Raw genomic sequence first — 26608 nt, 5'->3', positions numbered from 1 at the left:
CATGATCGATCGTATCATTCAACTATTTATCCGCCATAAACAGATCTCTTATGCTCTGTTTTTCCTTACCACACTGGCCATTCTGCTGCTTACCCTTATGCCTCCCGACAACCTTGGAAGCCATTCACTTTTCCAATACGACAAACTTGGGCATTTTATGATGTTCTTTTGCTGGACTCTTATTTACGGCATTCTTTCATTTGCCCGAAAAGGGTCGAAAAAAACAAATCTGATTGCCATTTTTATCGTTGCATCGCTATTCGGAGTTACAATTGAGTTTCTTCAGAGAGTGATGCCATACGGCCGCAGTGCCGGTTTATATGATGTGATTGCAGATATTCTTGGCAGCTTTAGTGCCACAGCCCTTCTCAAGCTGCTGAAATTACGCCTGCAAAGATATAACGGGAACGGTTGAGGTCTTTACGAGATTTATAATATAAACCCGGCCTGTCCGTTGGACAATTAACGCGAAATCATTTATACTTCGCCTTGTCTTCAGTTAAACCGCAATATTTATACGCATTATGAGTGATCGCAAAAAACCAGATGCTGATTTAAGAAACTATTATACTGTTTTCTGGGAGCTTGGACTCCTTGTAACTCTTGTTATATGTATTATAGCCGTCCGTGTCGACATTACAGGTGCCGAAACGGAAGAGTATGTACTGGAAGAACAGGAGATCGTTGAAATGGAGGAAATTATCCAGACGAGACAGATTGAAACACCTCCCCCGCCACCGCGACCCCCAGTCCCGGTAGAAGTTCCCAACGATGAAATTATCGAAGATGTTGACATCGACATTTCCGCTGATCTCGATTTTGGAAGCACCCTGGACATGCCTCCTCCACCACCACCCGCTGAAGATGAGGAAGAGGAAGATTTCTTTGTGGTTGTTGAAGATATGCCCGAACTGATTGGAGGTCTTGAGGGACTACAGAAGAAGATTCGCTATCCCGAGATGGCACGACGTGCAGGAATCGAAGGACGCGTTTACATCCAGTTTATTGTGAATGAACAAGGCCAGGTTGAAAACCCTCAGGTTGTCCGCGGTATCGGCGGCGGCGCTGACGAAGAAGCCCTGCGAGTAGTAAGCCAGGCACAATTTAAGCCCGGCATGCAGCGCGGACGCCCGGTTCGTGTACAATACAGCCTGCCCATTTTCTTCAGACTGCAGAATTAATTAACCTGAAGTCAACCTAACGTTTTAAGCGCCCTCCGGAGACGGGGAGGCGCTTTTTTTATTAAACCTCACCCAGCTCACTTTCCCCCTTGTCAACGATTTCTTAACCACCAGCCCTGTCTTCGGTTACTCCTGCAAACGCAATCAAAACGGTTTTCAGGTTTTCGTAGCCGGTTTTATTAATCGCTTCATGCAGTGAAGTCCACTCCACTTTTGTAATTCCTTCCTCTCTCTGCGGCTGCATTTCTGATACGGTTGCTTCTCTCATACTGTACCAATGGGTGGTCTTGCCGTACCTTTTACCGTTCATATCGTACTCATGATAGGTTGAGCACAAAAATGTTTCAATAACCGGCTCAGGTATACCCGCCTCCTCGGCAACCTCTCTGGCTGCGCACTCCTCTACGCTTTCATCTTTTTCGGCTTTGCCTTTTGGCAGGTCCCAAACCCCATTTCTGAAGATTAGAAGAACAAGCAGTTCATCGTCAGCAGGCCGATACAGTACACCGCCTGCTGCAGTAAGTTGTGTCACATCAATTCTCTTTATCGTTCGAGCCCTCCGTATCGGCCTTTTTATTCTCTTTTTGATCAGAACCGTCTCCCTTCTTTTTCTCATCCGCATAGTTAAGCCGCAGATTGGTCAGGGTTTGATTGAGATAGGATCCCAGTTCACCCGGAAGATTCCCTTCCGTAAACTTTTGCAGCATCATCAATGTATCGATGGCATATTTGGCGGCCTTCAGGTCCCGCTCCGATTTACCGGTTGCAGGATTCTGGACTTTCCCCATGCCCATCATCGCGATCTGCTCGTGCTGCTGAATAAGCATAACAAACAGAAGCTGCTGCTGTTGATCAGGGTTAAGCTTATCTCCGTTTTCTGGTGTCGATTCACTCATAATGTCACTTTCTTTTTCTTAAACGGTTTTCCTCAAAATTGAACCTCTTTACCCGTACAGAGTCTTTTTGGCTAAGCCGGTTTTCTGCCTGATGCCTAAAACTGCACTGAATATCACTTCGAATTTAGTACGATGATGTGATAAAGAGTTTGTATACTTAAGACCTACCAAAAATACAAAAAACTAACCGATTGTATGGCAATCATTCATCCCTTCAAGGGCTGGCTTCCGCGTCCTGAGCATACCGACGAAGTTGCCTGTGTTCCTTATGACGTGATCAGTACCGACGAAGCCCGTGAAATGGCTCATGGTAAACCAAACAGCTTTCTTCATGTAATCAGGCCGGAAATTGACCTGCCTGAAGATGTCGCCTTTAATGATGACCGTGTATATGAAAAAGGTGCGGAAAATCTGAAAAACTTACTGGATTCAAACCTTTTTTATCAGGATCAAAAACCGGCAATTTATATTTACCAGCTTGAAGCGGGTTCTCATACTCAAACCGGCGTTTTTACCTGCGCTTCCGTTCAGGATTATGATAACGATGTGATTCTGAAACATGAACTAACTCGACCTGACAAGGAGGATGACCGGACTCGTCACATCCTTACACAAAGTGCGCATGCCGAACCTGTGATGCTTACGTTTCAGGACACAGAAGATATTTCCTTTCAGATTGAAAAAGTGATGATTACCAATTCACCAATAATTGAGCATCAGGGTGAAGGCGGAGTAGTGCACAGGATCTGGAAAACCCATACCACAGCCGATTTTGTAGAACAATTTTCCCGCATTGCACATTTTTATGTAGCTGACGGACATCACCGTTGCAAAAGTGCATCAAGAGTGGCCGAACAGCTAAGAAATAAAAAGGGCATTTTTCCCGGCGAAGGTGAGTCGGAATACTTTCCCGTCGTGCTCTTTCCGATGAAGGAAATGCAGATACTGCCATACAACAGGCTTATCGTAAAAGTAACTGACGATCAATGGACAGCGCTCGAAAATGAATTTATCCTGAAACCTTCAGAGGCCGAAGCACCCGGCGAAAAAGGTATCGTTTGTATCTATTATAAGGGAACATGGTATGAAATAAAGCTTCCAGAAGCTGCTTCCGGTGCAACCGTGGATTCATTGGACGCTGCAAGACTGCAGAATTTCGTCCTGAACCCAATTTTCGGGATCGAAAACCCGCGGACAGATGAAAACATCCGTTTTGTAGGGGGTATTCGCGGCACGGCGGAGCTGAGGCAGCGAGTCGATTCAGGCAAGGCAGACCTGGCTTTCAGCATGTACCCCACTTCCATACAGGAATTGGTGGACGTATCCGATAACGGAGAGCTGATGCCGCCCAAGTCAACATGGTTCGAACCCAAAATTAAATCCGGATTCATCGTACATACTTTTTAAATAAAAATAGGAGATCACTATGAAACGAGTGCATAACTTTAGTGCAGGCCCGGCAACTCTTCCTCTTTCTGTACTCATGAAAGCACAGGAAGAATTACTGGACTACCGTGACAGCGGCGCGTCCATCATTGAGATGAGCCACCGGAGCCCACAGTACACTGAGGTAAACGAACAGGCGGTAACCAGATTGAAAAAGATTCTCGGTGCCGGCGACGAATGGCACGTGCTGTTTCTTCAGGGTGGTGCTAGTTCACAGTTCATGATGTCCGCCCATAACTTTTTAAACAGTGAGAGGACAGCCAATTATATTGATACAGGCACCTGGTCTGCCAAAGCGATCAAGGAGGCGAAACACTATGGAAGCGTTCATACCTCCTTCTCGGGCAAAGAGAGCGGATACACTCATATTCCGTCCAATTCCGAACTTACTTTCACAGATGAATCCGTTTATACCCACTTTACAAGCAACAATACAATTTTCGGCACCCAGTTCAGATCCGAACCTGCTTCGGGCGGAGCACCACTTGTCTGCGATGCCTCATCCGACTTTTTATCACGGTCACTCGACCTCGACAAGTATGGCCTTATTTACGCCGGAGCTCAAAAAAATCTGGGGCCCGCAGGAGTAACTGTGGTTATGATTCGTACATCCTTCCTGGAACGCCAGCGGCCCGAAGCTATACCCACTATTCTGAATTATAAAACCCACACTGCAAAACTCTTTAATACACCACCCGTTTTTGCCGTATATATGGTAAATCTCGTGCTTGAGTGGATTATCGAAAAGGGAGGGATCAGTTATTTCGAAAAAATAAACCGCCAAAAAGCTGATTCTCTATACGGAGAAATTGATAAAGATGATTTTTACCGTGGAACGGTTGAAAAAGAATCGCGCTCTCTCATGAATGTAACATTCCGAATGGACAATGAAGACCTGGAAAAACTGTTTCTCACAGAAGCAGCAAAAGAGGATCTCGTTGCACTGAAAGGCCACCGCAGCGTGGGAGGTATTCGTGCCAGCATCTACAATGCCTGTCCAACCGAAAGTGTGCAGGCACTGGTGGAATTTATGAGTGAGTTCAGAAAAAAGAACGGATAAATAGTATCTGAAGCCGTCAGCCTGTAAAGGCTGAAGGCGGCGGAAAGCAGGTGCCCGGCTGCTAAAGCAGCCCGAATACCGTCAAAATATGATCTACGCTGTTGGGGACAAAGAGAACCATATACACCACACCCCAGAATGCACCCGCAATATGTGCTTCGTGATTTACATTGCCTGTTTTCCGTTTTCCTTCATATACGCTGTACAGCACAAATAGAATCCCGAACACCCATGCCGGAATAGGGATCGGAAGCAGAATCAGCATGATCTTCTCAGTAGGAAAGATAAATATGTAGCTGAACAGAACGCTCTGTACGGCTCCCGAAGCTCCAACGGTTGCATAGTTTGGATTGTCCCGGTGGCGGATCAGCGAGGGGGCGGATGATATGATCAGGGAGCTGAAATAAAGGGCCAGAAAATGAACCGGGCCGAGCGTCTGCTCTATCACAATACCGAAAAAGAAAAGTACAAACATATTCACCAGCAGATGACTGAAATTGGCATGCAGAAATCCCGATGTGATCATTTCGTACCAGGTCTGACTGCGCAGGGTGCGATAGGGGCGCAGCAGGCCCTTCTCAAATATTCGTTGATCCAGATAGAGCGCACTCAGTGAAACGATAACGTTCAGTGCAATGAGGGTAATGGTGAGGTTCATGCCTGTAATGGGGTTTATAAAGAGCGAAATATAAGAAATGCACTATCAGGTATTTGATCAATTAAACCCTGGAAAACACGACGTCAGATATTTCACTTATACGGCGGATGTTGTACATTCCCTGAATCATCTACAAAAAACACTGTAAAATTCCCCGGTTATGAACTCCGCATCTGTTATTGTCCGGATTTTATCTGCGTTGTCCATCGCATTTCTTCTCTCTTCATGCGGTGTGATACGGACTACTGCGCCATCCTCAACTCCTGACGCACCCGCTCTGAGCGCTTCAGAACTGGAAACTGCTAGGGAAATACAATCGGGAACGGCAAGCTGGTACGGGCCCAATTTTCATGGCAAGCTGACGGCCAACGGCGAAACCTTCAACATGAACGACCTCACCGCTGCGCACCGTACACTGCCGTTCAATACGGTTGTTCAGGTTGAAAATGTGGAGAACGGGCGTTCGGTTGTCGTCAGAATCAATGACCGCGGACCTTATGTGGGCGATCGCGTCATTGATCTTTCAAGACGCGCAGCGCAGGAGATTGACATGGAAAATGCCGGTACGGCGGGCGTACGAATATTCCTTCTGAAAGAGGGCGACAGGCCGGTTACTGCTCAGAATGCGAGCAGCCGGGAGACCTTCACGGTGCAGCTTGCCTCCTTCAGCAGTGAAGCGGAAGCCCTTGCTTTTTCCCGGCGCGTTGAGGGAACAAGAGTCGAGCCGGTTCCCATTTCCGGCACGACCGTGTACAGGGTTTATTATGGGCGCTACAACCTGGCCGATGAAGCCAGGGAGGCACAGCTGAAGCTTGAAGCACGCGGTATCGAAGGATTTGTGAAACAGAAAGAGAACTGAGTTCCCTCCAAAGGCTGCTCTCTCCTTTTATCCGGATTTCTCTCTGGGAAGAAAAAAACCGAATTCCGGCGGATTGATTCAACCGCAATTTAGGTTATGATGCCATCCATAAATCATACCGATACAATGAGTAAACATATTATCGTTATCGGAAGCGGCTTTGGCGGTCTTGCCACGGCTTCCCGATTGTTATCCAAAGGTCACCAGGTAACCGTTCTCGAAAAACGCGACAAACCCGGAGGCCGCGCATACGTCTACGAAATCAACGGCTTTAAATTTGATGGCGGACCCACCGTGATCACCGCCCCGTTTATGTTCGACGACATTTTTGAGGCTGCGGGCAGGAAACGAAGCGACTACATTGAGTTTGTGCCCTGCAATCCGTTCTACAGAATTTTTGATCACAACGGGGAAAAGTTTGACTACAACAATGATCACGAGTTTACGCTGAATGAAATCCGTAAACGGAACCCGGGCGATGTGGAAGGGTACGAGAAGTTTCTGGGTACCACCAAGGCTATTTTTGACAAGGGTTTTGTAGAGCTGGCCGATAAGCCCTTTCTGAAGTTCACCGATATGCTGAAAGTGGCTCCGGACCTGATTAAGCTTCAGTCCTATAAAACCGTTTACAAGTATGTTGCACAGTTTATTGAGGACGATTTCCTCAGACGCTGTTTTTCATTCCACCCGCTGCTTGTGGGCGGTAACCCTTTCGACACAACCTCCATTTATGCGATGATCCACTATCTGGAGCGGGAATGGGGTGTGCACTATGCTATGGGTGGAACCGGAGCCATTGTGAAAGCCATGACGGATCTGATTGAGGATCAGGGCGGAAAGATTCACCTGAGTACCGAAGTTGATGAAATTCTGGTGGAACAGGGCAAAGCCGCCGGGGTTCGCCTGAAGGATGGAAGCGTTATGAAGGCTGATGCGGTGGTCTCGAATGCAGACGTGGCGTTTACCTACAAGAATTTGATCGACAAAAAACACCGCCGCAAGTACACCGATCGAAAAATTGAGCGCACCAAGTATAGCATGTCGTTGTTTGTGATCTATTTCGGAACCAAAAAACGGTATCTGGATTCCGGCCTGGCACACCACAATATCATACTTGGGGAGCGATACAAGGGCCTGCTGAGCGACATATTCCACAAAAAGAGTTTGTCCGATGATTTCTCACTCTACCTGCACATGCCTACCATCACCGATCCGTCGATGGCACCGGAGGGCCACGAAGCTTTTTATGTGCTTTCGCCCGTGCCTCATCTCGACAGCGGCACCGACTGGAATGAGATGGCCCCCAAATACCGGGATGCCATCATGCAATTTCTGGAAGAGAATTATCTGCCCGGCTTACAGGAGAACCTGGTTGCCGAACATTACATCGATCCGCTCCATTTTCAGGACACGCTGAACAGCTATAAAGGCTCTGCCTTTTCCGTGGAACCGATCCTGACGCAGTCGGCCTGGTTCCGTCCGCATAATCTCAGCGAGGATGTGGATGACCTCTACTTTGTAGGTGCAGGAACCCATCCCGGGGCGGGCCTGCCCGGCGTGCTCTCTTCGGCAAAAATTGCGGAAAACCTGATCGGGAGTTAGCGCAAGCACCAATATGCGATATTTCTTTCAGAACTGAAGCCCGGGTACTATATTCTGGTTGTTAGAATATTTGATTTCAACCAATCGGAATAGACATGCCTGCCAAACTGCGTACACTCCTTTTTTCAGCTTCCCTTTTTATCTATGTATTGAGCTCCGTTTCACCGGCAAAGGCCCAGGTGGATCAGAGCTACTTTGACTACATGGATCTTTTTGAGCTCCAGATGGTTGCCAATCCGGTAATTTCTCCCGACGGCAACACCATTATTTATGAGCGTCACCAATTCGACGTGATGACCGACAGCCGTTTCACCAATCTTTGGAGCATTTCGTTCAGCGGTGAGAATCATCAGCCTCTCACGTCCGGCAAAACCTACTACGGAAATGTAACCTGGTCGCCCGATGGCAGCCGGATTGCCTATACCTCCACCGAAGAGGGATCAAACCAGATTTTTGTACGCTGGATGGATTCCGGAGCTTCGGCCTCCATCACCAACCTGAGCGAGAGCCCCGGCAGTTTGAGCTGGTCACCCGACGGCTCAATGCTTCTGTTTTCCAAATTTGTTCCGGGTTCGGCTTCCGATCGAATTGCATCCCTGCCCTCACCCCCTGATGGCGCCGAGTGGGAAAAACCTGCCCGAGTAATTGACAAGGTAACCTATCGCCGTGACGGAGGCGGCTATGTTGAAGACGGATCCACACACCTGTTTGTTATTCCGGCCGAAGGCGGTGCCGTGCGGCAATTAACCATGGGTGACTATGACCACGGCTCGCCGTCATGGGCACCCGATGGACAGCATATCATGTTTACGTCCGATCGATCCGGAAATGCGGATATTGATCCCAATAATGCGCAGATTTATGAGATGAATATTGAAACAGGCGAGATGATTCAGGTCACTGACAAGCGCGGACCTCACAACTCTCCGAGAATCTCTCCCGACGGCAACCTGATCGCCTACACGGGATATGACGACCGGTTTCTGGGCTACCAGGAGACGGATCTCTATGTAATGAATCGTGACGGATCGAATCTTCGGGTCATTTCAGACGATATTGATGTGGATCTATCATCCATCACCTGGGCAACCGACAGCCGCTCTATCTTCTTCCGCTATGATGAAGAGGGAAACAGCAAGGTTGGAAATATCCGGCTCAATGGTAATGTTACAATGATAGCAGAGAATCTGAACAGCCCTTCCACGGGCCGGCCATACGGAGGCGGATCCTTTTCAATGGCTGATAATGGTCGTTTTGCATACCCCGAGGGTACTACAGACCGGCCTGCGGAACTTGCTGTGGGACATTTTCCGACGCGAATGGCCAACAGGGTCCTCACCGATCTGAACAGCGAACTGTTCAAAGCCAAAAAAACGGGAACTGTGGAAAAGTTCTGGGTAGACTCCTCTGTCGATGATTTCCGCGTGCATGGCTGGATTATCACTCCTCCGGATTTTGATCCCGATAAAGAATATCCGATGATCCTGGAAATTCACGGCGGTCCGCATACCAATTACGGTCCAAGATTTTCACCCGAACTGCAGTTCATGGCCAGCCGCGGATATGTGGTGGTGTACACCAATCCCCGGGGAAGTACCAGCTACGGATCCGATTTCGCAGCATATATCAACCACAACTATCCAAGTGAAGATCACGACGATCTGATGGACGCCGTGGATTACGTAATAGACCAGGGATACATTGATGAAGACAACTTGTTCATTACAGGCGGCAGCGGCGGCGGGGTTCTCACAGCCTGGGCGATCGGAAAAACGGACCGCTTTGCAGCTGCAGTTGTAGCCAAACCGGTGATTAACTGGTACAGTTTTGTCTTAACGGCAGACGGAATCCCATTCTTCAGCAAATACTGGTTTACCGAAAAGCCATGGGACGACCCCGAACAATATCTCGAACGATCACCAATCTCTTTGGTAGGCAATGTTACTACTCCTACAATGCTATTGACCGGTGAAGTGGATTATCGCACGCCAATGAGTGAAACCGAGCAGTACTACTCGGCCCTGAAACTGCAGGGTGTGGATGCAGTGATGGTTCGCATAGCGGGGGCCAGCCACAGTATCGCTTCAAAGCCAAGTAACCTGTTCCGGAAAGTGGCTTACATTACCGGGTGGTTTGACCGGTACAAGAGTACGGATTAACAGCATTCCAATTTGGTCATTTAGGGTATGAGGTTGAGGTTGAGAAAGTGAGTAAAGATTGTTTTGCCCCATACGGCAGGATTCTGACCGTTTTCACAACCTCACCCACCTGCTGCAAATCCTTTATTTGCGGGTAGAAGATTCAATGCTTATATCTAAGTGAAACTGCTTTTGTTGTTCTTCGTGTAATCACTTTTATCTGCCATATACAATTCAATCAATTTGCCATGAAACGACTTCTCTTGGTTCTCGTTCTATTCATTATTTCTGAGCAGGTATTTGCTCAAATTAACGCTAAAATGATGCGATATATGGATGTCTCGGACTCCCATATCACGTTTGTTTATGGAGGCGACATCTGGATTGTTAACAAGGACGGAGGGACAGCCTCACAGCTAACAAGCTCACTGGGTGAAGAGTCCTGGCCCCAGTACTCGCCGGACGGCGATTACATTGCCTATACGGCAAGCTATAACGGAAATCAGGATGTATATGTAATCCCTGCAATGGGTGGTGTACCTACCCGCGTTACCTATGCTTCCTACCCGGATCGTATGGTTGCATGGCATCCCGATGGAGAGCGACTTCTCATTGCCTCCCGTCGCACTATGGGCCAGCGCTCCGCTAACCAGCTGTTTATGGTTCACAGAGATGGAGGCATGCCCGAAGCCCTTCCCCTTCCATACGGCGAACTGGCCAGTTTTTCACCCGATGGCAGTCAGCTTGCCTACATCACAAAGATCACGGAAAACTATCCTTTCAAACGATACAAGGGCGGACTTGCTTCAGACATCCTGATCTACAATATGGATGAAAACCGTGTGGAAAATATCACTGAAAACGAGTATAACGACGGTAAACCGGCATGGGCAGGTAACATCGTCTACTTTTTATCTGATCAGGGGCCTGAATTTCGGCTGAACATCTGGATGCACGATACCACAACGGGAATGCAGCGGCAAATTACACGGTACGATGAGTTCGACATATCCTACCTGTCCGCCGGACCCGATGAACTCGTGTTTGAGATGGGCGGAGGGCTTTACCTGATGGATCTGGAATCACGAAATGTCCGTCAGGTAAACGTGGACGTTGTATCGGATAAATCCCTGGAAATTCCGCGGCGCACGGATGTAAGCCGCAGTATAGCTCGCATGACGGCAGCCCCAGGCGGCAAGCGCATTGTTTTCGAAGCACGCGGAGAGCTGTTTAACGTGCCCGCTTCCGATGGGTATACCTCCAATCTCACCCGTTCAAGCGGGGCTTTTGACCACAATCCCGCATGGTCACCCGATGGTACCACTCTCGCATACTGGAGTGACAAGGACGGAGAATATGAAATTTATCTGCATAACATGACCGACGGCAGTGAGCCGCAAAAACTTTCCGATCGCGGTGAGGGATACGGGTATTCACTGAATTGGTCGCCCGATAGTGAAAAACTGGCGTTTATTGATGAGACCAACACCATTTATGTTATTGATGCGGAAAATGGACGCGTCAGGGAGGCCGGTCACACCAACTGGAATATCGGCCATAATGGCCGTTACGGTTACGTACTCAGCTGGTCGCCCGACTCAAAATGGCTCGCATTTACACGCGGCCTGGAAAATGCACAGTATGCCGTTATGCTGTATGATACAGAGGAGAATGAACTGCACCAGGCCACAACTGGATTCTACAGCGACTCCTCTCCCGTTTTCAGCGCGGACGGAAACTACCTGTTCTATGCTTCCAACCGTGAATTTTCATCCGTTTACTCTGATATGGACAACACCTGGGTTTATCCCAATTCCACTCAGCTTGTAACGGTGAGCCTTACCGGCGACATCCCTTCCCTTCTGCCCCCTAAAAACGATGTGGTAGAAGTAACCGGCGGTGAAGAAGAAGCCGGTGAGAATGGAAACGGTAACGGTGATGACGAAGAGGAGATGTCCGTTTCAATTGATTTCGATGGTTTTGAGTCACGCATCACGGAGATTCCGGTTCCAGCCGGCAACATCGGCAACCTGATGGCCTTTGACGGTAAATTGGTCTATCTGCGATATCCCAATTCGGGATCTGGCGGCGGTTCTCCATCGCTGATGGCATTCGATTTCGAAAAAAGAGAACAGATAACCATTATGGAAAGTGTGAATCGTGCACAACCTACCGCCGACGGCAAAGCCATCCTGGTTCAGTCGAACGGACGTTTTGGTGTGATTCAGCCTCAGCCGGGACAGAATATCGATACGCCCGTTTCAACCGACGGACTGGTGATGCAGCTTGAGGTTCGCAAGGAGTGGGAACAGATTTTCCATGATACATGGAGGCGGTACCGTGATTTCTTCTACGATCCGGAGATGCAGCAGGTTGACTGGGATGAGATGCGTGAGCGCTATGGGGCCCTGCTTCCGGATGCACGTACACGGTGGGACATCTCAAACATTCAGTCGAACATGCTGTCGGAGCTGAGCGCAGGCCACACCTATACGCGCGGTGGTGATACGGAGAGCATTGATTTTATCAGCACCGGATACCTGGGTATCGATTGGGAACTGGATGACAACATGTACCGCATCGGCCGAATCGTACGCCCTGCCGATTGGGATACGCAGGTGCGTTCACCATTCGACCGACCCGGAGTCAGCGTAAATGAGGGAGACTATATTCATTCCGTTAACGGAATTGAGCTTGACCCGAATCAGGATCCCTACATGGCCTTTGAAGGACTCGACGGCAAGACCGTCTCGCTTATGATCAGTGAAAACGGACGCATCGATGATGCGCGTGAGGTAGTCGTTACGACGCTGTCACTGGGCCAGGAGTCCAACCTGCGGTACCTGGAATGGATCGAGAACAACCGCAAAATGGTGGATGAACTCTCCGACGGCAGGCTCGGCTACATCTATATGTCGAACACATCCGGTCAGGGACAGCAGGAGCTGGTTCGCATGTACTACGGCCAGCTTCACAAGCAGGGTTTTATTATCGACGAGCGCTTTAACGGCGGAGGCCAGCTGGCTGACCGTTTCCTGGAGCTGCTGACACGGCCGGTGGTCTACAACCTTCACTGGCGCCATGGACGCGACCACACTCAGCCGGTTCACACCAATACAGGTCCGATGGGAATGCTGATCAATGGCTGGGCCGGTTCGGGAGGAGACGGACTCCCCTGGGCTTTTCAGGAACTTGAGGCAGGTCCGATCGTTGGGGAACGGACTCTTGGTATTCTGGTGGGCCCGGCTACAGGTCATTCGCTAATTGACGGCGGAGGAATCACTGTGCCCGGTGCACGCCTGTATGACAATGACGGGCATTGGTTCTGGGAGGGTGAAGGTGTCCGGCCCGACATCCCCGTCTGGGATGACCCGAATATGCTGATGCAGGGGCGCGATCCGCAAATGGAGCGCGTAGTACAGGAAGTGTTGCGTAACCTGGAAGCGAACCCTCCGCGCATGACCCCCGCCCCGCCCTACGAGGACCGTACGGCCCGGGGACTGCGAAGAAACAGGAATTAATTCAGCAGAATATCAGCGTAGTGTGAATGCCGGTTGCCACGGAGGCACGGAGATGATCCATTGCCTCTGTGGCATTTTTTTAGATCTGAATTGCCTCTACTCTGGATTCGATACAGAATTTTTCTCAAAAAAGGGTACTCTATTATCAGTCGTTCAATAAAGTACTCTTATTTCTTAAGCGTTTCCTGCAGCTTGTCCCAGTCGGCCAGGAACCTCTCGAGCCCAATATCGGTGAGCGGGTGTTTAAGCAGGCCTACGATTACTTTCAACGGCATTGTGGCTACGTCTGCACCCATTCGTGCGGATTCAACCAGGTGCATCGGATGACGAATACTTGCAGCCAGAATTTCGGTCTCAAGTCCGTAATTATCGTAGATCATCCGGATATCGGCAATCAGGTTCATTCCTTCACTTGAGATGTCATCCAGCCGGCCGATGAACGGTGAGATGTATGTGGCTCCGGCTTTTGCAGCTATCAGCGCCTGTGATGGTGAAAAGCATAGTGTACAGTTGGTTTTAATCCCCTCATCACTCAGCGTCTTTATCGCTTTGATGCCATCCTTGATCAAAGGCACCTTGACCACCACATTGTCTGCAATGGATGCAATGTTCCGGCCTTCGGATACGATATCCGCGAATTCAGTGGAGATTACCTCCGCCGAGACGTCACCGTCCACAATATCGCATATTTTAGCAATATGCCCTTCAAAATCCTTTACTCCTACCTTGGCGCACAGACTGGGGTTGGTTGTAACTCCGTCAAGCACACCCATGTCATGGGCTTCATGGATTTCTTCAAGGTCGGCGGTATCGATGAAAAATTTCATATAAAGAGAATGTTTTTTGGGGATTTTCGTTTTTTAGAATATAATGAAACAATAGAAGCATCACATTGCTTAAGATGCATTCACCAAAGAAGTTTTGGAATAAAATAACAGTAAAACTACCAAATTTATATCACCATGAGCAGTTCTGGAAAAGACTTCACAATTGGGCTGGTAGCCGGCGCACTGATCGGTTCGGCAGTCGCCATTCTTTATGCTCCCGACTCCGGTTCCAATACAAGAGACAAAATATCCTATCGCCTGAGCACATATGTTGATGAGCTCAACAAGCTGATTGACGAACTACAGAATGAGAAGGAAAAATATGTGTCTGACGCCAAAAAGAAAGGCGACGATGTTGTAAGTGATGCAAAAAAACGTGCAGATGACCTAATCCGCGAAGCTGAGTCACTTCTTGAAAACATTGAGAAAAAAAGCTGATTCATACCGTTTTATAATGTAACAGGTCCATGAGGTCACTCTCTGCCCGGGCAACAAGCCAACACGGATTCTGCCCATTTTTGCTCCGCGCCGGGATCCTGTTGCTTAGTAAAATTCAGGCCAGTTTTTATGCTGCGGGGTAACCGGAATAATTGCAATATCGGTTAGAACCCGCAAACGAGATGGTAAACATACTCCCTATACAAAAAAAGCCTCCCGGTTGGGAGGCTTTTTTTTATTCGTTCTCTTCTTCCGGATTATCGGCTCCAAGTGACTCAAACACTTTTTCAATCTCCTCATCGGTTTCGTCATAATCGGCTTTGGAACCAACAATGAGTTCATCGTATTTGAGTAGGCCTGTACCGGCAGGTACCTTATGGCCAACAATCACATTCTCCTTCAGTCCGCGCAGAAGGTCTTTCTTGGCTTCAATGGAAGCTTGTGTAAGAACCTTCGTCGTTTCCTGGAAGGATGCTGCCGAGAGCCAGCTCTCGGTAGAGAGCGATGCCCGGGTAATTCCCAGAAGTATCGGTTTTGAAATGGCAGGCTCAGCCTCACGTGTCTGAAGCTCATCCTTGCCGGCCTTAATCAGTTCGTTGTTCACTTCCCGGACCTCGCGTCTGTCGAGGATTGCACCCCGCTTCAGCTCACTGCCGCCCGGATCAGTTACTACAAACTTACCGATCAGTTCATCATTTCTGTTATTAAGCTCAAAGCGGTCAACCTTATCGCCCTCAAGATACATTGTATCTCCGGGATCGGTTACTTCCACTTTCTGCATCATGGTGCGAACAATCACTTCGATGTGCTTGTCATTAATTTTCACACCCTGCAGCCTGTAAACCTCCTGAATCTCATTTACGAGATAGGACTGAACCGCAAACGGACCGAGAATATTCAGAATCTCCTGTGCCGGTATGGTACCGTCACTCAGAGCCTGACCCGCCTTCACGAAGTCGTTCTCCTGAACAAGGATATGCTTTGAAAGAGGAATCAGGTACTTCTTCTCATCTGTTCCGTCCTTGCTTTCAACAATCACTTCCTGAGAGCCTCGCTTCCGACCGCCCATTTTCACGATACCGTCAATTTCGGTAACGGCTGCGGGATCGCTCGGTGAGCGCGCCTCAAACAGTTCGGTTACACGAGGCAGACCGGCTGTAATGTCCTTCGATTTGGATGCAGCTCTTGGAATCTTGGCAAGAATCTGACCAGCCTGAACTTTTTCACCATCTTCGACCACGATATGTGTGTCGACCGGAAGCGTATTTTCCCGGATACGGTCGTCGACGCCTTTCACTACAAGTGTAGGCACCAATGACCTGTCTCTCGAGTCAATAATCACTTTTTCACGGTGACCCGTTTGGGCATCCGTATCGGCTGTATAGGTGATCTCTTCGATGATGTCTTTGTACTCTACTGTACCTTCCAGCTCACTGAAGATCAATGCGTTGTAGGGATCCCACTTACAGAGCGGCATTCCTTTCGGTACGCTGTCACCTTCCTCAACGAGCATTTCAGCACCATAAGGTACGTTATACGTATTCAGCACCTTGCCGTCTTCGTCGATCAGCTTAAGTTCACCGGCGCGGCTCAGTACCACATTGTGAATCTCTTCACCGTCGTCATACTCTACTACACGCACATTTTCGAACTCAACTTTACCGTCAAATTTGGCTTTGTGCTGTGAATCCGACTCCATGCGTGAAGCTGTACCTCCAACGTGGAATGTACGAAGCGTAAGCTGGGTACCCGGTTCACCAATCGACTGTGCTGCAATAACGCCCACGGCTTCACCAACCTGTACCAGGCTGTTCCGGGCCATATCGCGACCGTAGCATTTGGCACACACGCCCCGCTCGGTTTCACAAGTCAGTACAGACCGGATCTCCACCTCTTCGATGGATGTCTCAGCCACTTTCTTGGCAATTTTTTCCGTGATCAGCTGATTCGCTTCACAGAGTATCTCGTCAGTAATCGGGTCACGAACTTCGTGCATGGATACACGCCCCATAATTCTGTCTTCCAGGCTTTGTATCACGTCCTCATTATCCTTGAGAGCCTGCATCTTGATACCCCGAAGCGTACCGCAGTCCTGCTCATTGATAATAATATCCTGTGAAACATCAACCAGGCGACGGGTAAGGTATCCGGCATCGGCAGTTTTCAGGGCCGTATCAGCAAGACCCTTACGGGCACCGTGAGTCGAAATAAAGTACTCAAGAACCGTCAGGCCCTCACGGAAACTGGAGAGAATCGGGTTTTCAATTACCTCGTTCCCCTGCTGCATGGAGCTTTTTTGCGGTTTGGCCATCAAACCACGCATACCACCCAGCTGACGGATCTGTTCTTTCGAACCCCGTGCTCCCGAATCGGCCATCATAAATACAGCGTTGAAACCGTCTTTATCATCAGCCAGACTTTGAAACAACGTTTCAGATACACGGTTAGTGGTACTCGTCCACTTGTCAATAACCTGATTGTAGCGTTCATTATCCGTAATGAAACCCATCTCGTACCGATCCTGAATTTCAGATACTTCGTCCTGAGCTTTCTGGATCAGTTCACGCTTGGCTTCCGGAATGATGATATCCTCGAGGCTGAACGAGAGTCCGCCTGTAGTGGCACGTTCAAAACCAACCTTCTTCATCTTGTCCAGAAACTCTGCGGTTTCCCTGGTTCCCACTTCTGTGTGGATATCAGAGATCAGAGTTCGCAGTTCTTTCTTGCCGAGAGTTTTATTAACAAACTCAACACCTTCTGGCAGAATTGTATTGAAGATTACGCGCCCTGTTGTGCTTTTAATGATCTCATATTCCGTTTCACCCTCATCATTGGTTATCGGAATCCGCACATTAATCTTGGCGTGAGTATCCAGCTTGCCCTGATCGTAGGCTACAATGACCTCATCCGGGTCGGCAAATGTTTTACCTTCACCCAATTTGCCATTGCCCATTTTTGTGAGGTAATAAATACCCAGAATCATATCCTGGGACGGAACGGCTACGGGACCGCCACTTGCAGGGCTCAGAATATTGTGTGAGCCAAGCATTAGTATAGACGCCTCCAGTACGGCATCGTGGCTTAAAGGAAGGTGAACCGCCATCTGGTCACCGTCAAAGTCAGCATTAAACGCTGTACATGAGAGCGGGTGCAGACGGATCGCTTTCTCCTCGATCAATACAGGCTGATAAGCCTGAATACCCAAACGGTGAAGTGTAGGTGCACGGTTCAGAAGAACAGGATGTCCGTCAATGACGTTTTCCAGAACTTCCCAGACTACCGCATCGCGGCGATCAACAACCTTTTTAGCGCTTTTCACCGTTTTCACGTATCCGCGTTCAATCAGCCGTCGAATCACGAATGGCTTGTAGAGCTCAACAGCCATCTCTTTGGGGAGCCCGCATTCATGCATTTTAAGCTCAGGACCAACAACAATAACGGAACGACCTGAATAATCAACCCTCTTTCCAAGCAGGTTTTGACGAAAACGGCCGCTCTTGCCTTTCAGCATATCGCTGAGTGATTTCAGCGGACGGTTATTGTTTCGAACTGCGTTCGATTTTCTTGAATTGTCGTACAGAGAGTCCACAGCTTCCTGAAGCATGCGTTTCTCATTACGCAAAATCACATCCGGGGCCTTGATGTCGATCAGACGCTTCAGCCTGTTATTCCGGATAATCACACGGCGGTAAAGATCGTTAAGATCAGACGTTGCAAACCGGCCGCCTTCCAGGGGAACAAGCGGGCGCAGTTCGGGTGGTATAACCGGTATCACGCTCTGAATCATCCACTCCGGATGATTCTCCGTGTGCTGATTGGCAGCACGGAATGATTCGATTACCTGCAGCCTCTTCAGCTTTTTCTTCTTGCGCATCTGCGAGGTTTCATTCTTCACCTCATCGCGCAGCGTGTACGCCAGGCTGTCAAGATCCATGGTAAGGAGCAGTCCCTGTATGGCTTCCGCTCCGTCTTTGACAAGAAATTTATCCTCATCGTCATCCTCAAGCTCGTAATGATCTTCAGGAAGCTGGTCGAGGATGTCATATTTCTCCTCTTCTGAAATCAGGTCACCCCTCTTGTAACCAAGATCGCGAGCCAGACCCGGATTGATTACAACAAATGTTTCGTAATAAACAATTCGCTCCAGGTTTTTGGAAGAGTATCCAAGCAGGTAGGCAATTTTACTTGGCAATGATTTGAAGTACCAGATATGTACAATGGGAACCGTCAGGGTTATATGGCCCATTCGCTCCCGCCTGACGGCTTTTCTGGTTACTTCAACACCGCACCGGTCACAGATAATGCCTTTGTACCGGATACGCTTGTATTTACCACAGTGGCATTCATAGTCTTTAACCGGACCGAAGATCTTTTCACAGAAAAGACCATCCATTTCCGGTTTGAATGTTCTGTAATTAATGGTTTCCGGTGTCAGAACTTCTCCGTGAGAACGGGATAAAATGGTCTCAGCCGAAGCTAGAGAGATCCCGATGGTGGAAAAGTCTTTGGTAACAGTTAATGTTTTTGTTGACGGCAAGGGGTTACCTCCGTTATAGATTTATTAATCAGAACAATCGTTAGTCAATGTGGATTTCGAGACCGAGACCCATCAATTCACGCAGCAATACTTTGAACGACTCAGGTATATCGCCTTCCGGCAGATTTTCGCCTTTTACAATGGCTTCATATACCTTGGAGCGTCCTTTTACGTCATCACTTTTAACCGTGAGCATCTCTTTCAGAATATTGGCGGCACCGTACGCGTAAAGTGCCCAAACTTCCATCTCACCCAATCGCTGTCCGCCAAATTGCGCTTTACCGCCCAATGGCTGTTGTGTAATGAGTGAATATGGACCGATAGACCGTGCATGCATCTTGTCTTCAACAAGGTGATTCAGCTTGAGCATGTACATGTAGCCAACGGTGGTCTTCTGATCGAGCATTTGGCCCGTTTGACCGTCGTACAAGTGTACGCGGCCGTCTTCGGGAAGGCCGGCTTTCTTGAGCTCTTCCTGAACCTGGTCGTAGGAAGCGCCATCGAAGATCGGTGATGCATATTTCACACCCAGCTTCATGCCTGCCCAGCCCAGAATCGTTTCGTAGATCTGGCCAAGGTTCATACGAGATGGTACACCCAGCGGATTAAGCACAATATCAACCGGAGTACCGTCTTCCATAAACGGCATATCCTCCATCGGCACTACTTTAGCGATAACGCCTTTGTTACCGTGGCGGCCGGCCATCTTGTCACCCACCTGAATCTTTCTCTTCTTGGCAACATATACTTTTGCCTTCTGAATAATTCCTGGGGGCAGCTCATCTCCTACCTGAATCTGATATTTTCGACGCTTGGCTTCCGTATCGATGTCCCTGCGAAGGTCACGATAATTTTTGAAAAGCAGTTTTACATGCTTCACAAGCTCTTCATCAGTAGCCCAGTCGATGTTTTCGTTAATATTGACCGGGTCAAGCTCTTCGAAGACTGATTTTTTATATTTCTCGCCTTTCGGTATCAGCTCTACATTGCTGTAGTTGTACACACCCGGAGACGTTTTATCTCGCAGCAGGCTGTACATTTTGTCTGCCCATTTGGAGTTGAGATCAGCCAGTTTTTGCGCGTGACGCTCATTCTCCTGCTCCACAAGTTTTTTCTCCTCCTTGCGTGAGATCTGCTCATCGCGTTTTCGGCTGAAAAGCTTGGTATTGATTACCACGCCCGACACTCCGGGAGGTGTTTTCATCGATGCATCTTTCACATCTCCAGCCTTGTCGCCGAATATGGCACGAAGCAGTTTCTCTTCGGGGGTAGGATCGGTTTCACCTTTCGGAGTAATTTTACCCACCAGTATGTCCCCGTGGTTTACTTTGGCACCAACGCGAATAATTCCCTGCTCGTCAAGGTTGCGGGTTGCTTCCTCACTCACATTTGGAATCTCACGAGTCAGTTCCTCTTCTCCACGCTTGGTATCCCGAACCTGCTGTTCAAATTCGGTGATGTGTATGGATGTATAAATATCATCCTGAACCACGCGTTCGCTGATTACAATAGCATCCTCGAAGTTATAGCCGCGCCACGGCATGAAGGCGACAAGCATATTCCGGCCGAGGGCAAGCTCTCCTTTTTCGGTAGCATAGCCGTCAGCAATTGCGTCACCTTCTTTCACCTTGTCACCGACGCTTACAATAGGCCGCTGATTGATGGTGGTATCCTGGTTGCTTCGCTCAAACTTTTGCAGCGAGTAGGATTTGATCCCTTCATCAAAGAAGCAGTTTTGCTCAAGCTCGCTTCGATCATATTTGATGCGGATCTCATTTCCACTCACGTACACCACTTCACCATCTCCCTCGGCTGTAATAATCGCCCTGGAGTCTTTGGCAGCGCGCTGTTCAAGGCCTGTTCCCACTACGGGAGACTCAGGCCGCAGAAGCGGCACAGCCTGACGCTGCATGTTCGAGCCCATTAATGCACGGTTGGCGTCATCGTGCTCGATAAATGGAATGAGTGCGGCCGCCAGCGAGGTAATCTGGTTGGCGGAGACGTCCATGTACTCAACCTGATCAGGTTTTGCAAGGCCAACGTTACTGTCTCTGAATCGCGAAAATATCGATTCATTCATGAAGTTGCCTTTCTCATCGATTGGCGCGTTCGCCTGCGCAATAACGGTCTCATCCTCCTGCTCAGCAGCCAGGTATTCAACGTCTTTGGTTACAATACCTTCTTTTACCTTACGGTAGGGAGTTTCGATAAACCCAAAATCGTTAACCTTTGCATGGATACACAGCGAGGTAATCAGTCCGATATTCGGCCCTTCCGGCGTCTCGATCGGGCAGAGCCGGCCGTAGTGCGTATAGTGAACATCACGAACCTCAAAACCTGCCCGCTCACGGGTCAGACCACCCGGACCCAGTGCCGACATTCGCCGTTTGTGAGTCAGTTCAGCAGCAGGGTTAGTCTGATCCATAAACTGCGAAAGCTGGTTCGTACCAAAGAAGCTGTTGATTACGCTTGATATGGTTCTTGCATTTACAAGATCCTGCGGTGTAAGCTGCTCTGCATCGCGTGAATTCATCCGTTCGCGGATGGTACGCGCCATTCTTGCGAGTCCAATGGCGAATTGCTGACCAAGCTGCTCTCCCACTGTACGAACACGCCGGTTGCTCAGGTGATCAATATCATCCACCTGGCTCTTCATCTCCTTGAGGCGAATAACCTCTTTGATGATGGCAACCACATCTTCTTTGGTGAGATACTGTATATCATTTTCGATATCAAGTTTCAGACGCTTATTCAAGCGGTACCGTCCAACTTCACCCAGATCATATTTCTTGTCACTGAAGAACAGTCGTTCGAGTACCTGACGCGCTGTTTCGGGATCGGGCATCTCACCGGTTCGTATTTGCTGATATACTTCAGCAAGGGCGGTCACTTCATCATGAGAGGAATCCTTGCGGAGAGTATTCATGATCACAGATCGCTCTGACTCTTCCACACCGATCTTCTGCACCAGTACTTTCTTAGCATCAGCTTCCTTCAGGAGGCCGTAATCGTCTTCCGTGAGTTCATGGTCACGTTCCAGTACAAGTTTCCGGTTGGTGGCTTCCGTAACTTCACCCGTCTCATCATCCACCACTTCTTCCGTAACTTCCATGGTAATGTCGGTAGCCAGTCGTTTGCCAACAAGCTTGCTGTTGTAGGTTTTCTTGGTACCGAAGTCGATCTCTTCCGAAAGATCGAATAGACTCAGTATCTCCAGATCGGTTGAGTATCCAAGTGCTCTCAAAAGCGTAGTTGCTGGAATCTTCTTCTTCCGATCGATATACGCCCAGAGAACATCGCGGATATCGTTTGTAAATTCAATCCAGGATCCTTTGAATGGTATGACTCGCGCCGAATAGAGCTGCGTTCCGTTCGGATGTACGGACTGCCCGAAAAATACACCCGGCGACCGGTGAAGCTGGCTAACAATCACGCGCTCTGCACCGTTGATGATGAATGTACCTCTGTTGGTCATCCATGGAAGGTCACCAAGAAAAACTTCTTGTTCGATAGTTTCAGAGGCTTCATCAGTTTCGTCGGCTGACGAAAGTCTGAGTTTGGCCTTCAGGGGTATCGCGTAGGTGAGCCCTCTTTCCTGGCACTCTTTGATATTATATTTCGGTGTATCGACAGAATAGTAAAGGAATTCAAGAATATGAGTTTCCCGTGTATCCTGAATGGGGAAATTCTCATTGAAAATTCTCTGAAGTCCTTTGTCATCCCGGTCGTTTGGAGCAACATCCAGCTGAGCAAAGTCATTAAAAGACTTGAGCTGAATATCTAAAAAGTCCGGGTAATCGATTACATTTTTAATTCTGCCGAATGAAAGGCGGTCGGTAAACGGGATTTTCTCCATAGTATTACTCAAAAGGATGATCTCCTTTAGGTTAAAAATAAGGTGCGGAATTTCTTCCCTGGGAAGAAAGAGGTACGAGCTACCTCAAGCTGTTCTCTAAATAAGACGCCAAAAGCCAATACCCATTTACAGGGTATTGGCTATGGCAAAAGGGTACTATGCAGGGATCACTTAAGTTCTACTTCAGCGCCTGCCTCTTCGAGTTTAGCCTTGATCTCTTCGGCTTCTGCTTTTGGAGCAGCCTCTTTGATCGTATTGGGAGCACCGTCAACCAGTTCTTTGGCTTCTTTCAGTCCAAGACCGGTAATTGCACGTACTTCTTTGATCACGCCGATTTTCTTGGCACCTGCTGAGTTCAGGACAACATCAAATTCGTCCTTCTCTTCTGCAGCGCCACCTTCACCGCCGCCGGCAGGTCCTGCCACGGCAACTGCAGCTGCAGCCGGTTTGATGTCGTATTCCTCTTCAAGAACTTTTGCAAGTTCATTAGCCTCTTTGATCGTTAAGTTAACGAGTTGTTCTGCTATTTCTTTAACGTCAGCCATTGTTCGTATTCTCCGTTCGTCGGTTTTAATTAAAAAATTGTTGTGTGTTGGATTTTATTCTTCGCCTTTCTCGGCAATAGTTTTCACAGCACCGGCAATATTTCCGCCTTGTGCCTGAAGTCCGCTTACTACGTTGGTTATTGGTGAAAGCAGCAGTCCCATGATATCGCCGATTACTTCGTTCTTCGACTTCATAGCCGCGAGTGAATCAAGCTGATCCTGACTGTAGTAGTCACCGTCAATTAAAGCCGCTTTAAATTCGGGCTTATTTTTTTCCTTAATGTAGTTTTTGAGCACTTTAGCAGGTGCTGCCAGCTCTTCTTCCACAAATGCAAAACCATTTTGGTCTTCCAGGTGAGGGTAGAGATCTTCATATCCGCCAATTGTATCCATGGCGCGTTTGATGAGCGTATTTTTATACACTTTAAAACGCACGTTACCTTCTCTGAATTTACCCCTGAGCTCGCCCATATCATCAACCGACATGCCGGTGTATTTTGTGATATAGACAGCGTTTGAGTTATTCAGCTGTTCGGTAATTTCTTCAACAATTGCCTTTTTGTCTGATAGTGTCGGCATTTTGTTAACCTGTTAAAATTCTAAATTGAGGTAATGGATGAACGGCTGATCGGTATGCCGGGCCCCATCGTTGTGCTTATGTATGCACTTTTGATGTAGGCTCCCTTTGCGGATGCAGGACGAAGTTTGATAATCGTCTGCAGAAAGGAGATCAGGTTTTCGCGAATTTCATTCGGCTCAAAACTAGCTTTACCGATTGAGGTATGCAGGATTCCTGCTTTGTCTACCCTGAAATCAATTTTTCCTGATTTAAATTCCTTTACTGCATCCGCAACATCCATCGTTACGGTGCCGCTCTTGGGATTAGGCATCAGACCTCTCGGGCCGAGATGACGGCCGAGTTTTCCGATTTTACCCATTACGTCTGGCGTGGCGATAATCACATCGATATCTGCCCAGCCATCTTCAATTTTTTCAATGTACTCATCCAGGCCTACATGATCGGCTCCGGCCTCTTTCGCTTCTTCCTGTTTTGCTTCGTTAACCAACGCAAGCACACGTACCGACTTCCCGGTTCCGTGAGGTAGCGAAACAGTACCACGAACCATTTGATCGGCGTGTCGCGGATCTACACCCAGCCGAAGATCGAGATCTACGGACTCATCGAAGCTTGCAGTCTTGGTTTTTTTAACCAGGTCGCACGCTTCTTCAATAGTGTATTCTGCTTCACGGTCAATCAATTCAGCGACCTGCTGATATTTCTTGCCTCGTTTTGCCATTTCTTACATCCTAATTATTAATCTCGGATTACACGCAAACCCATACTACGCGCGGTGCCGGCGATCATTTCAGCAGCATGTTCAACCTCGTATGCATTAAGGTCTTCCATCTTCTGCTCAGCAATCTCCTTGCACTGCGCCCAGGTTACCCGTCCTACTTTATTTCGGTTGGGCTCACCCGAACCGGACTTGATTTTCGCCGCTTTCTTGAGAAGTACAGCTGCCGGAGGAGTCTTTGTTTTGAATGTAAAAGACTTGTCCGCAAACACCGTAATCTCAACGGGGATAATCGTGCCCGCTTTATCCTGGGTTTTTGCATTAAATGCTTTACAAAACTCCATAATGTTGATTCCGGCCTGGCCTAAAGCAGGACCTACCGGTGGCGCAGGATTTGCCTGGCCGCCAACAATTTGAAGTTTTAGCACTTTATCTACTTTTTTTGCCATATAGAATCAATTAGCGATTCGTGCTTCTGTTTGCTGCGTAATAGCTCACGTTTAAGTTCTCAAGTGGTTGATTCAACCTGATTCAGGTCAACCTCAACCGGGGTTTTTCTTCCGAAGATACTTACAAGTACCCGAAGCTTAAGCTTGTCGGGCAGCACCTCTTGTACAGTACCGTCAAATTCTTTGAATGGTCCATCAATAACCTTAACCAGATCTCCTTCCTTGTAGGGGATATCCACGACACCGCCCTTCTCAGCAGCCTCCTGATTGTCCATAACACGTCCGATGATTCGATCCACTTCCCGCTGTTTAAGAGGGGTGGGAATGACATCGCTCCGGCCGGCTTTCAAAAAACCAAGACATGAAGGTGCGCTCTGGATAAGGTTATTGACCTCCTCATCGTAGCGTGTGTGTACGAGTATATACCCGGGAAAGAAATTTTTCTCTTTCGTCTTTTTCTTACCTGATCTGATTTCAATAACCGTTTCAGTAGGTATCAGTATTTCATCAATTTTGTGTTCCAGCCCCTGCTCTTCAATTTCACGCTCCAGAAATTCTTTTACTTTGCGTTCATGGCTTGAAAAGCACCGAACCACATACCAATCGAAGCTATTATCAGAACTCATCTGTAAATCGCCTCCAAAATTGTACTGTAAACCTGGTCGATACCAAAGATGAATGCTGAAATAATTATGGTGAACACGACAACAATAATGGTATTGTCTATGAGCTCCTGCTGTGTAGGCCAGGTTACTTTGGCCATCTCTTTTCGCACACCGTCAATAAAATTCTTAATCTTTTCCATATTCTTTCAGGCAGTTACTGTAGCACGGGCGGAGAGACTCGAACTCCCGACACCTGGTTTTGGAGACCAGTGCTCTACCAACTGAGCTACGCCCGTAGATAGCATAAAAGGTGAAACCGCAAGCGGCTTCACCTATATGCAATCCGTAAGACTTAATTAGTCATTAATTTTGGTTACTACGCCGGCACCCACGGTTCGGCCTCCCTCGCGGATGGCAAACCTCAGTCCCGACTCCATCGCTACCGGCTGGATCAGGCTTACGTTCAGCTTCACGTTGTCGCCCGGCATAACCATCTCCACTCCGTCAGGCAGCTCACACGAGCCCGTTACATCCGTGGTCCGGAAATAAAACTGCGGACGATATCCCTTGAAAAACGGCGTGTGACGCCCGCCCTCATCCTTGCTCAGTACATACACCTCGCACTCAAACTCCTTGTGCGGGGTAATTGAGCCCGGCTTGCACAGTACCATCCCGCGCTGAAGCTGCTCCTTGTT

Annotated in this window: 22 protein-coding genes and 1 tRNA gene; 9 read left to right on the top strand and 14 right to left on the bottom strand. The window is 48.5% G+C overall.

The genetic code is table 11. The features are described from left to right. Position 1: 1 nt before the first annotated feature. Both DDZ15_RS05720 and DDZ15_RS05715 read left to right on the top strand, forming a co-directional pair. Positions 2–415 carry a VanZ family protein gene (locus DDZ15_RS05720; protein WP_109646024.1) on the top strand — a complete coding sequence of 138 codons (414 nt, stop codon included), beginning with the start codon at positions 2–4 and terminating at the stop codon, positions 413–415. A 109-nt stretch (positions 416–524) separates the two neighbouring features. After that, positions 525–1181: an energy transducer TonB gene (locus tag DDZ15_RS05715; protein ID WP_199222892.1), complete on the top strand. Its 657-nt coding sequence runs from the start codon at positions 525–527 to the stop codon at positions 1179–1181. Positions 1182–1284: 103 nt separating this feature from the next. On the opposite strand, the gene DDZ15_RS05710 is transcribed toward DDZ15_RS05715, so the two are convergent. Beyond that, positions 1285–1713 carry an NUDIX hydrolase gene (locus tag DDZ15_RS05710; protein WP_158278629.1) on the bottom strand — a complete coding sequence of 143 codons (429 nt, stop codon included), beginning with the start codon at positions 1711–1713 and terminating at the stop codon, positions 1285–1287. Position 1714: 1 nt separating this feature from the next. Next, positions 1715–2077, bottom strand: a complete 363-nt coding sequence (locus tag DDZ15_RS05705) for a DUF1844 domain-containing protein (protein ID WP_109646018.1) — start codon at positions 2075–2077, stop codon at positions 1715–1717. A 195-nt stretch (positions 2078–2272) separates the two neighbouring features. Here DDZ15_RS05705 and DDZ15_RS05700 point away from each other — a divergent pair, with 195 nt between their 5' ends. Then, positions 2273–3484: a DUF1015 domain-containing protein gene (locus DDZ15_RS05700; protein ID WP_109646016.1), complete on the top strand. Its 1212-nt coding sequence runs from the start codon at positions 2273–2275 to the stop codon at positions 3482–3484. Positions 3485–3503: 19 nt separating this feature from the next. Continuing rightward, positions 3504–4583, top strand: a complete 1080-nt coding sequence (gene serC / locus DDZ15_RS05695) for a 3-phosphoserine/phosphohydroxythreonine transaminase (RefSeq protein ID WP_109646014.1) — start codon at positions 3504–3506, stop codon at positions 4581–4583. 61 nt (positions 4584–4644) lie between these two features. Here the strand turns inward: serC and DDZ15_RS05690 are convergent, their stop codons facing one another. Continuing rightward, the gene (locus DDZ15_RS05690; protein WP_109646012.1) at positions 4645–5241 is read right to left on the bottom strand and encodes a rhomboid family intramembrane serine protease; all 597 of its coding nucleotides are present in this window, start codon (positions 5239–5241) and stop codon (positions 4645–4647) included. Between the two features lie 160 nt (positions 5242–5401). Between DDZ15_RS05690 and DDZ15_RS05685 the strand changes: the two genes are divergently transcribed. The 4 genes from DDZ15_RS05685 (at position 5402) to DDZ15_RS05670 (ending at position 13361) form a co-directional block, all read left to right on the top strand. Further along, the gene (locus DDZ15_RS05685; RefSeq protein WP_109646011.1) at positions 5402–6100 is read left to right on the top strand and encodes a septal ring lytic transglycosylase RlpA family protein; all 699 of its coding nucleotides are present in this window, start codon (positions 5402–5404) and stop codon (positions 6098–6100) included. Between the two features lie 126 nt (positions 6101–6226). Further along, complete coding sequence (locus DDZ15_RS05680; protein WP_109646499.1) at positions 6227–7702, top strand: phytoene desaturase; 1476 nt, start codon at positions 6227–6229, stop codon at positions 7700–7702. A gap of 95 nt (positions 7703–7797) precedes the next feature. Continuing rightward, complete coding sequence (locus tag DDZ15_RS05675) at positions 7798–9861, top strand: alpha/beta hydrolase family protein (protein ID WP_109646009.1); 2064 nt, start codon at positions 7798–7800, stop codon at positions 9859–9861. 227 nt (positions 9862–10088) lie between these two features. Further along, complete coding sequence (locus DDZ15_RS05670; protein ID WP_109646007.1) at positions 10089–13361, top strand: S41 family peptidase; 3273 nt, start codon at positions 10089–10091, stop codon at positions 13359–13361. 167 nt (positions 13362–13528) lie between these two features. Here DDZ15_RS05670 and fsa read toward each other — a convergent pair whose 3' ends face one another. Further along, positions 13529–14188: a fructose-6-phosphate aldolase gene (fsa, locus tag DDZ15_RS05665; RefSeq protein ID WP_109646005.1), complete on the bottom strand. Its 660-nt coding sequence runs from the start codon at positions 14186–14188 to the stop codon at positions 13529–13531. Between the two features lie 135 nt (positions 14189–14323). Between fsa and DDZ15_RS05660 the strand changes: the two genes are divergently transcribed. Further along, positions 14324–14626: a YtxH domain-containing protein gene (locus tag DDZ15_RS05660; RefSeq protein WP_109646003.1), complete on the top strand. Its 303-nt coding sequence runs from the start codon at positions 14324–14326 to the stop codon at positions 14624–14626. A 235-nt stretch (positions 14627–14861) separates the two neighbouring features. Here the strand turns inward: DDZ15_RS05660 and rpoC are convergent, their stop codons facing one another. The 10 genes from rpoC to DDZ15_RS05610 all read right to left on the bottom strand — a co-directional run. Next, a complete protein-coding gene (gene rpoC, locus DDZ15_RS05655) occupies positions 14862–19163 on the bottom strand; it encodes a DNA-directed RNA polymerase subunit beta' (RefSeq protein ID WP_109646001.1) in 4302 nt (1433 codons plus the stop codon). A 40-nt stretch (positions 19164–19203) separates the two neighbouring features. Further along, entirely contained in the window at positions 19204–23019 is a 3816-nt protein-coding gene (gene rpoB, locus DDZ15_RS05650; RefSeq protein ID WP_109645999.1) for a DNA-directed RNA polymerase subunit beta, read from the bottom strand. Between the two features lie 167 nt (positions 23020–23186). Next, positions 23187–23564 (bottom strand): 50S ribosomal protein L7/L12, encoded by a 378-nt coding sequence (gene rplL / locus DDZ15_RS05645; RefSeq protein WP_109645997.1) that lies wholly within the window; start codon positions 23562–23564, stop codon positions 23187–23189. Positions 23565–23618: 54 nt separating this feature from the next. Continuing rightward, the gene (rplJ, locus tag DDZ15_RS05640) at positions 23619–24143 is read right to left on the bottom strand and encodes a 50S ribosomal protein L10 (protein ID WP_109645995.1); all 525 of its coding nucleotides are present in this window, start codon (positions 24141–24143) and stop codon (positions 23619–23621) included. 20 nt (positions 24144–24163) lie between these two features. Next, positions 24164–24862 carry a 50S ribosomal protein L1 gene (rplA, locus tag DDZ15_RS05635; RefSeq protein WP_109645993.1) on the bottom strand — a complete coding sequence of 233 codons (699 nt, stop codon included), beginning with the start codon at positions 24860–24862 and terminating at the stop codon, positions 24164–24166. A 17-nt stretch (positions 24863–24879) separates the two neighbouring features. Next, the gene (gene rplK, locus DDZ15_RS05630) at positions 24880–25308 is read right to left on the bottom strand and encodes a 50S ribosomal protein L11 (RefSeq protein WP_109645992.1); all 429 of its coding nucleotides are present in this window, start codon (positions 25306–25308) and stop codon (positions 24880–24882) included. 59 nt (positions 25309–25367) lie between these two features. Beyond that, entirely contained in the window at positions 25368–25934 is a 567-nt protein-coding gene (gene nusG / locus DDZ15_RS05625; protein WP_109645990.1) for a transcription termination/antitermination protein NusG, read from the bottom strand. Continuing rightward, positions 25931–26113 carry a preprotein translocase subunit SecE gene (secE, locus tag DDZ15_RS05620; protein ID WP_109645988.1) on the bottom strand — a complete coding sequence of 61 codons (183 nt, stop codon included), beginning with the start codon at positions 26111–26113 and terminating at the stop codon, positions 25931–25933. Before secE ends, nusG begins: the two co-directional genes overlap by 4 nt. A 23-nt stretch (positions 26114–26136) precedes the next feature. Then, positions 26137–26209 (bottom strand) — tRNA-Trp (locus DDZ15_RS05615). A 60-nt stretch (positions 26210–26269) separates the two neighbouring features. After that, a partial coding sequence (locus DDZ15_RS05610; protein WP_479725181.1) for an EF-Tu C-terminal domain-related protein occupies positions 26270–26608 on the bottom strand: 339 nt, incomplete at its 5' end.

The sequence above is a fragment of the Rhodohalobacter mucosus genome (assembly GCF_003150675.1).
Classification (GTDB): Bacteria; Bacteroidota; Rhodothermia; order Balneolales; family Balneolaceae; genus Rhodohalobacter; species Rhodohalobacter mucosus.
This window is presented reverse-complemented; position numbering and strand designations above follow the sequence as displayed.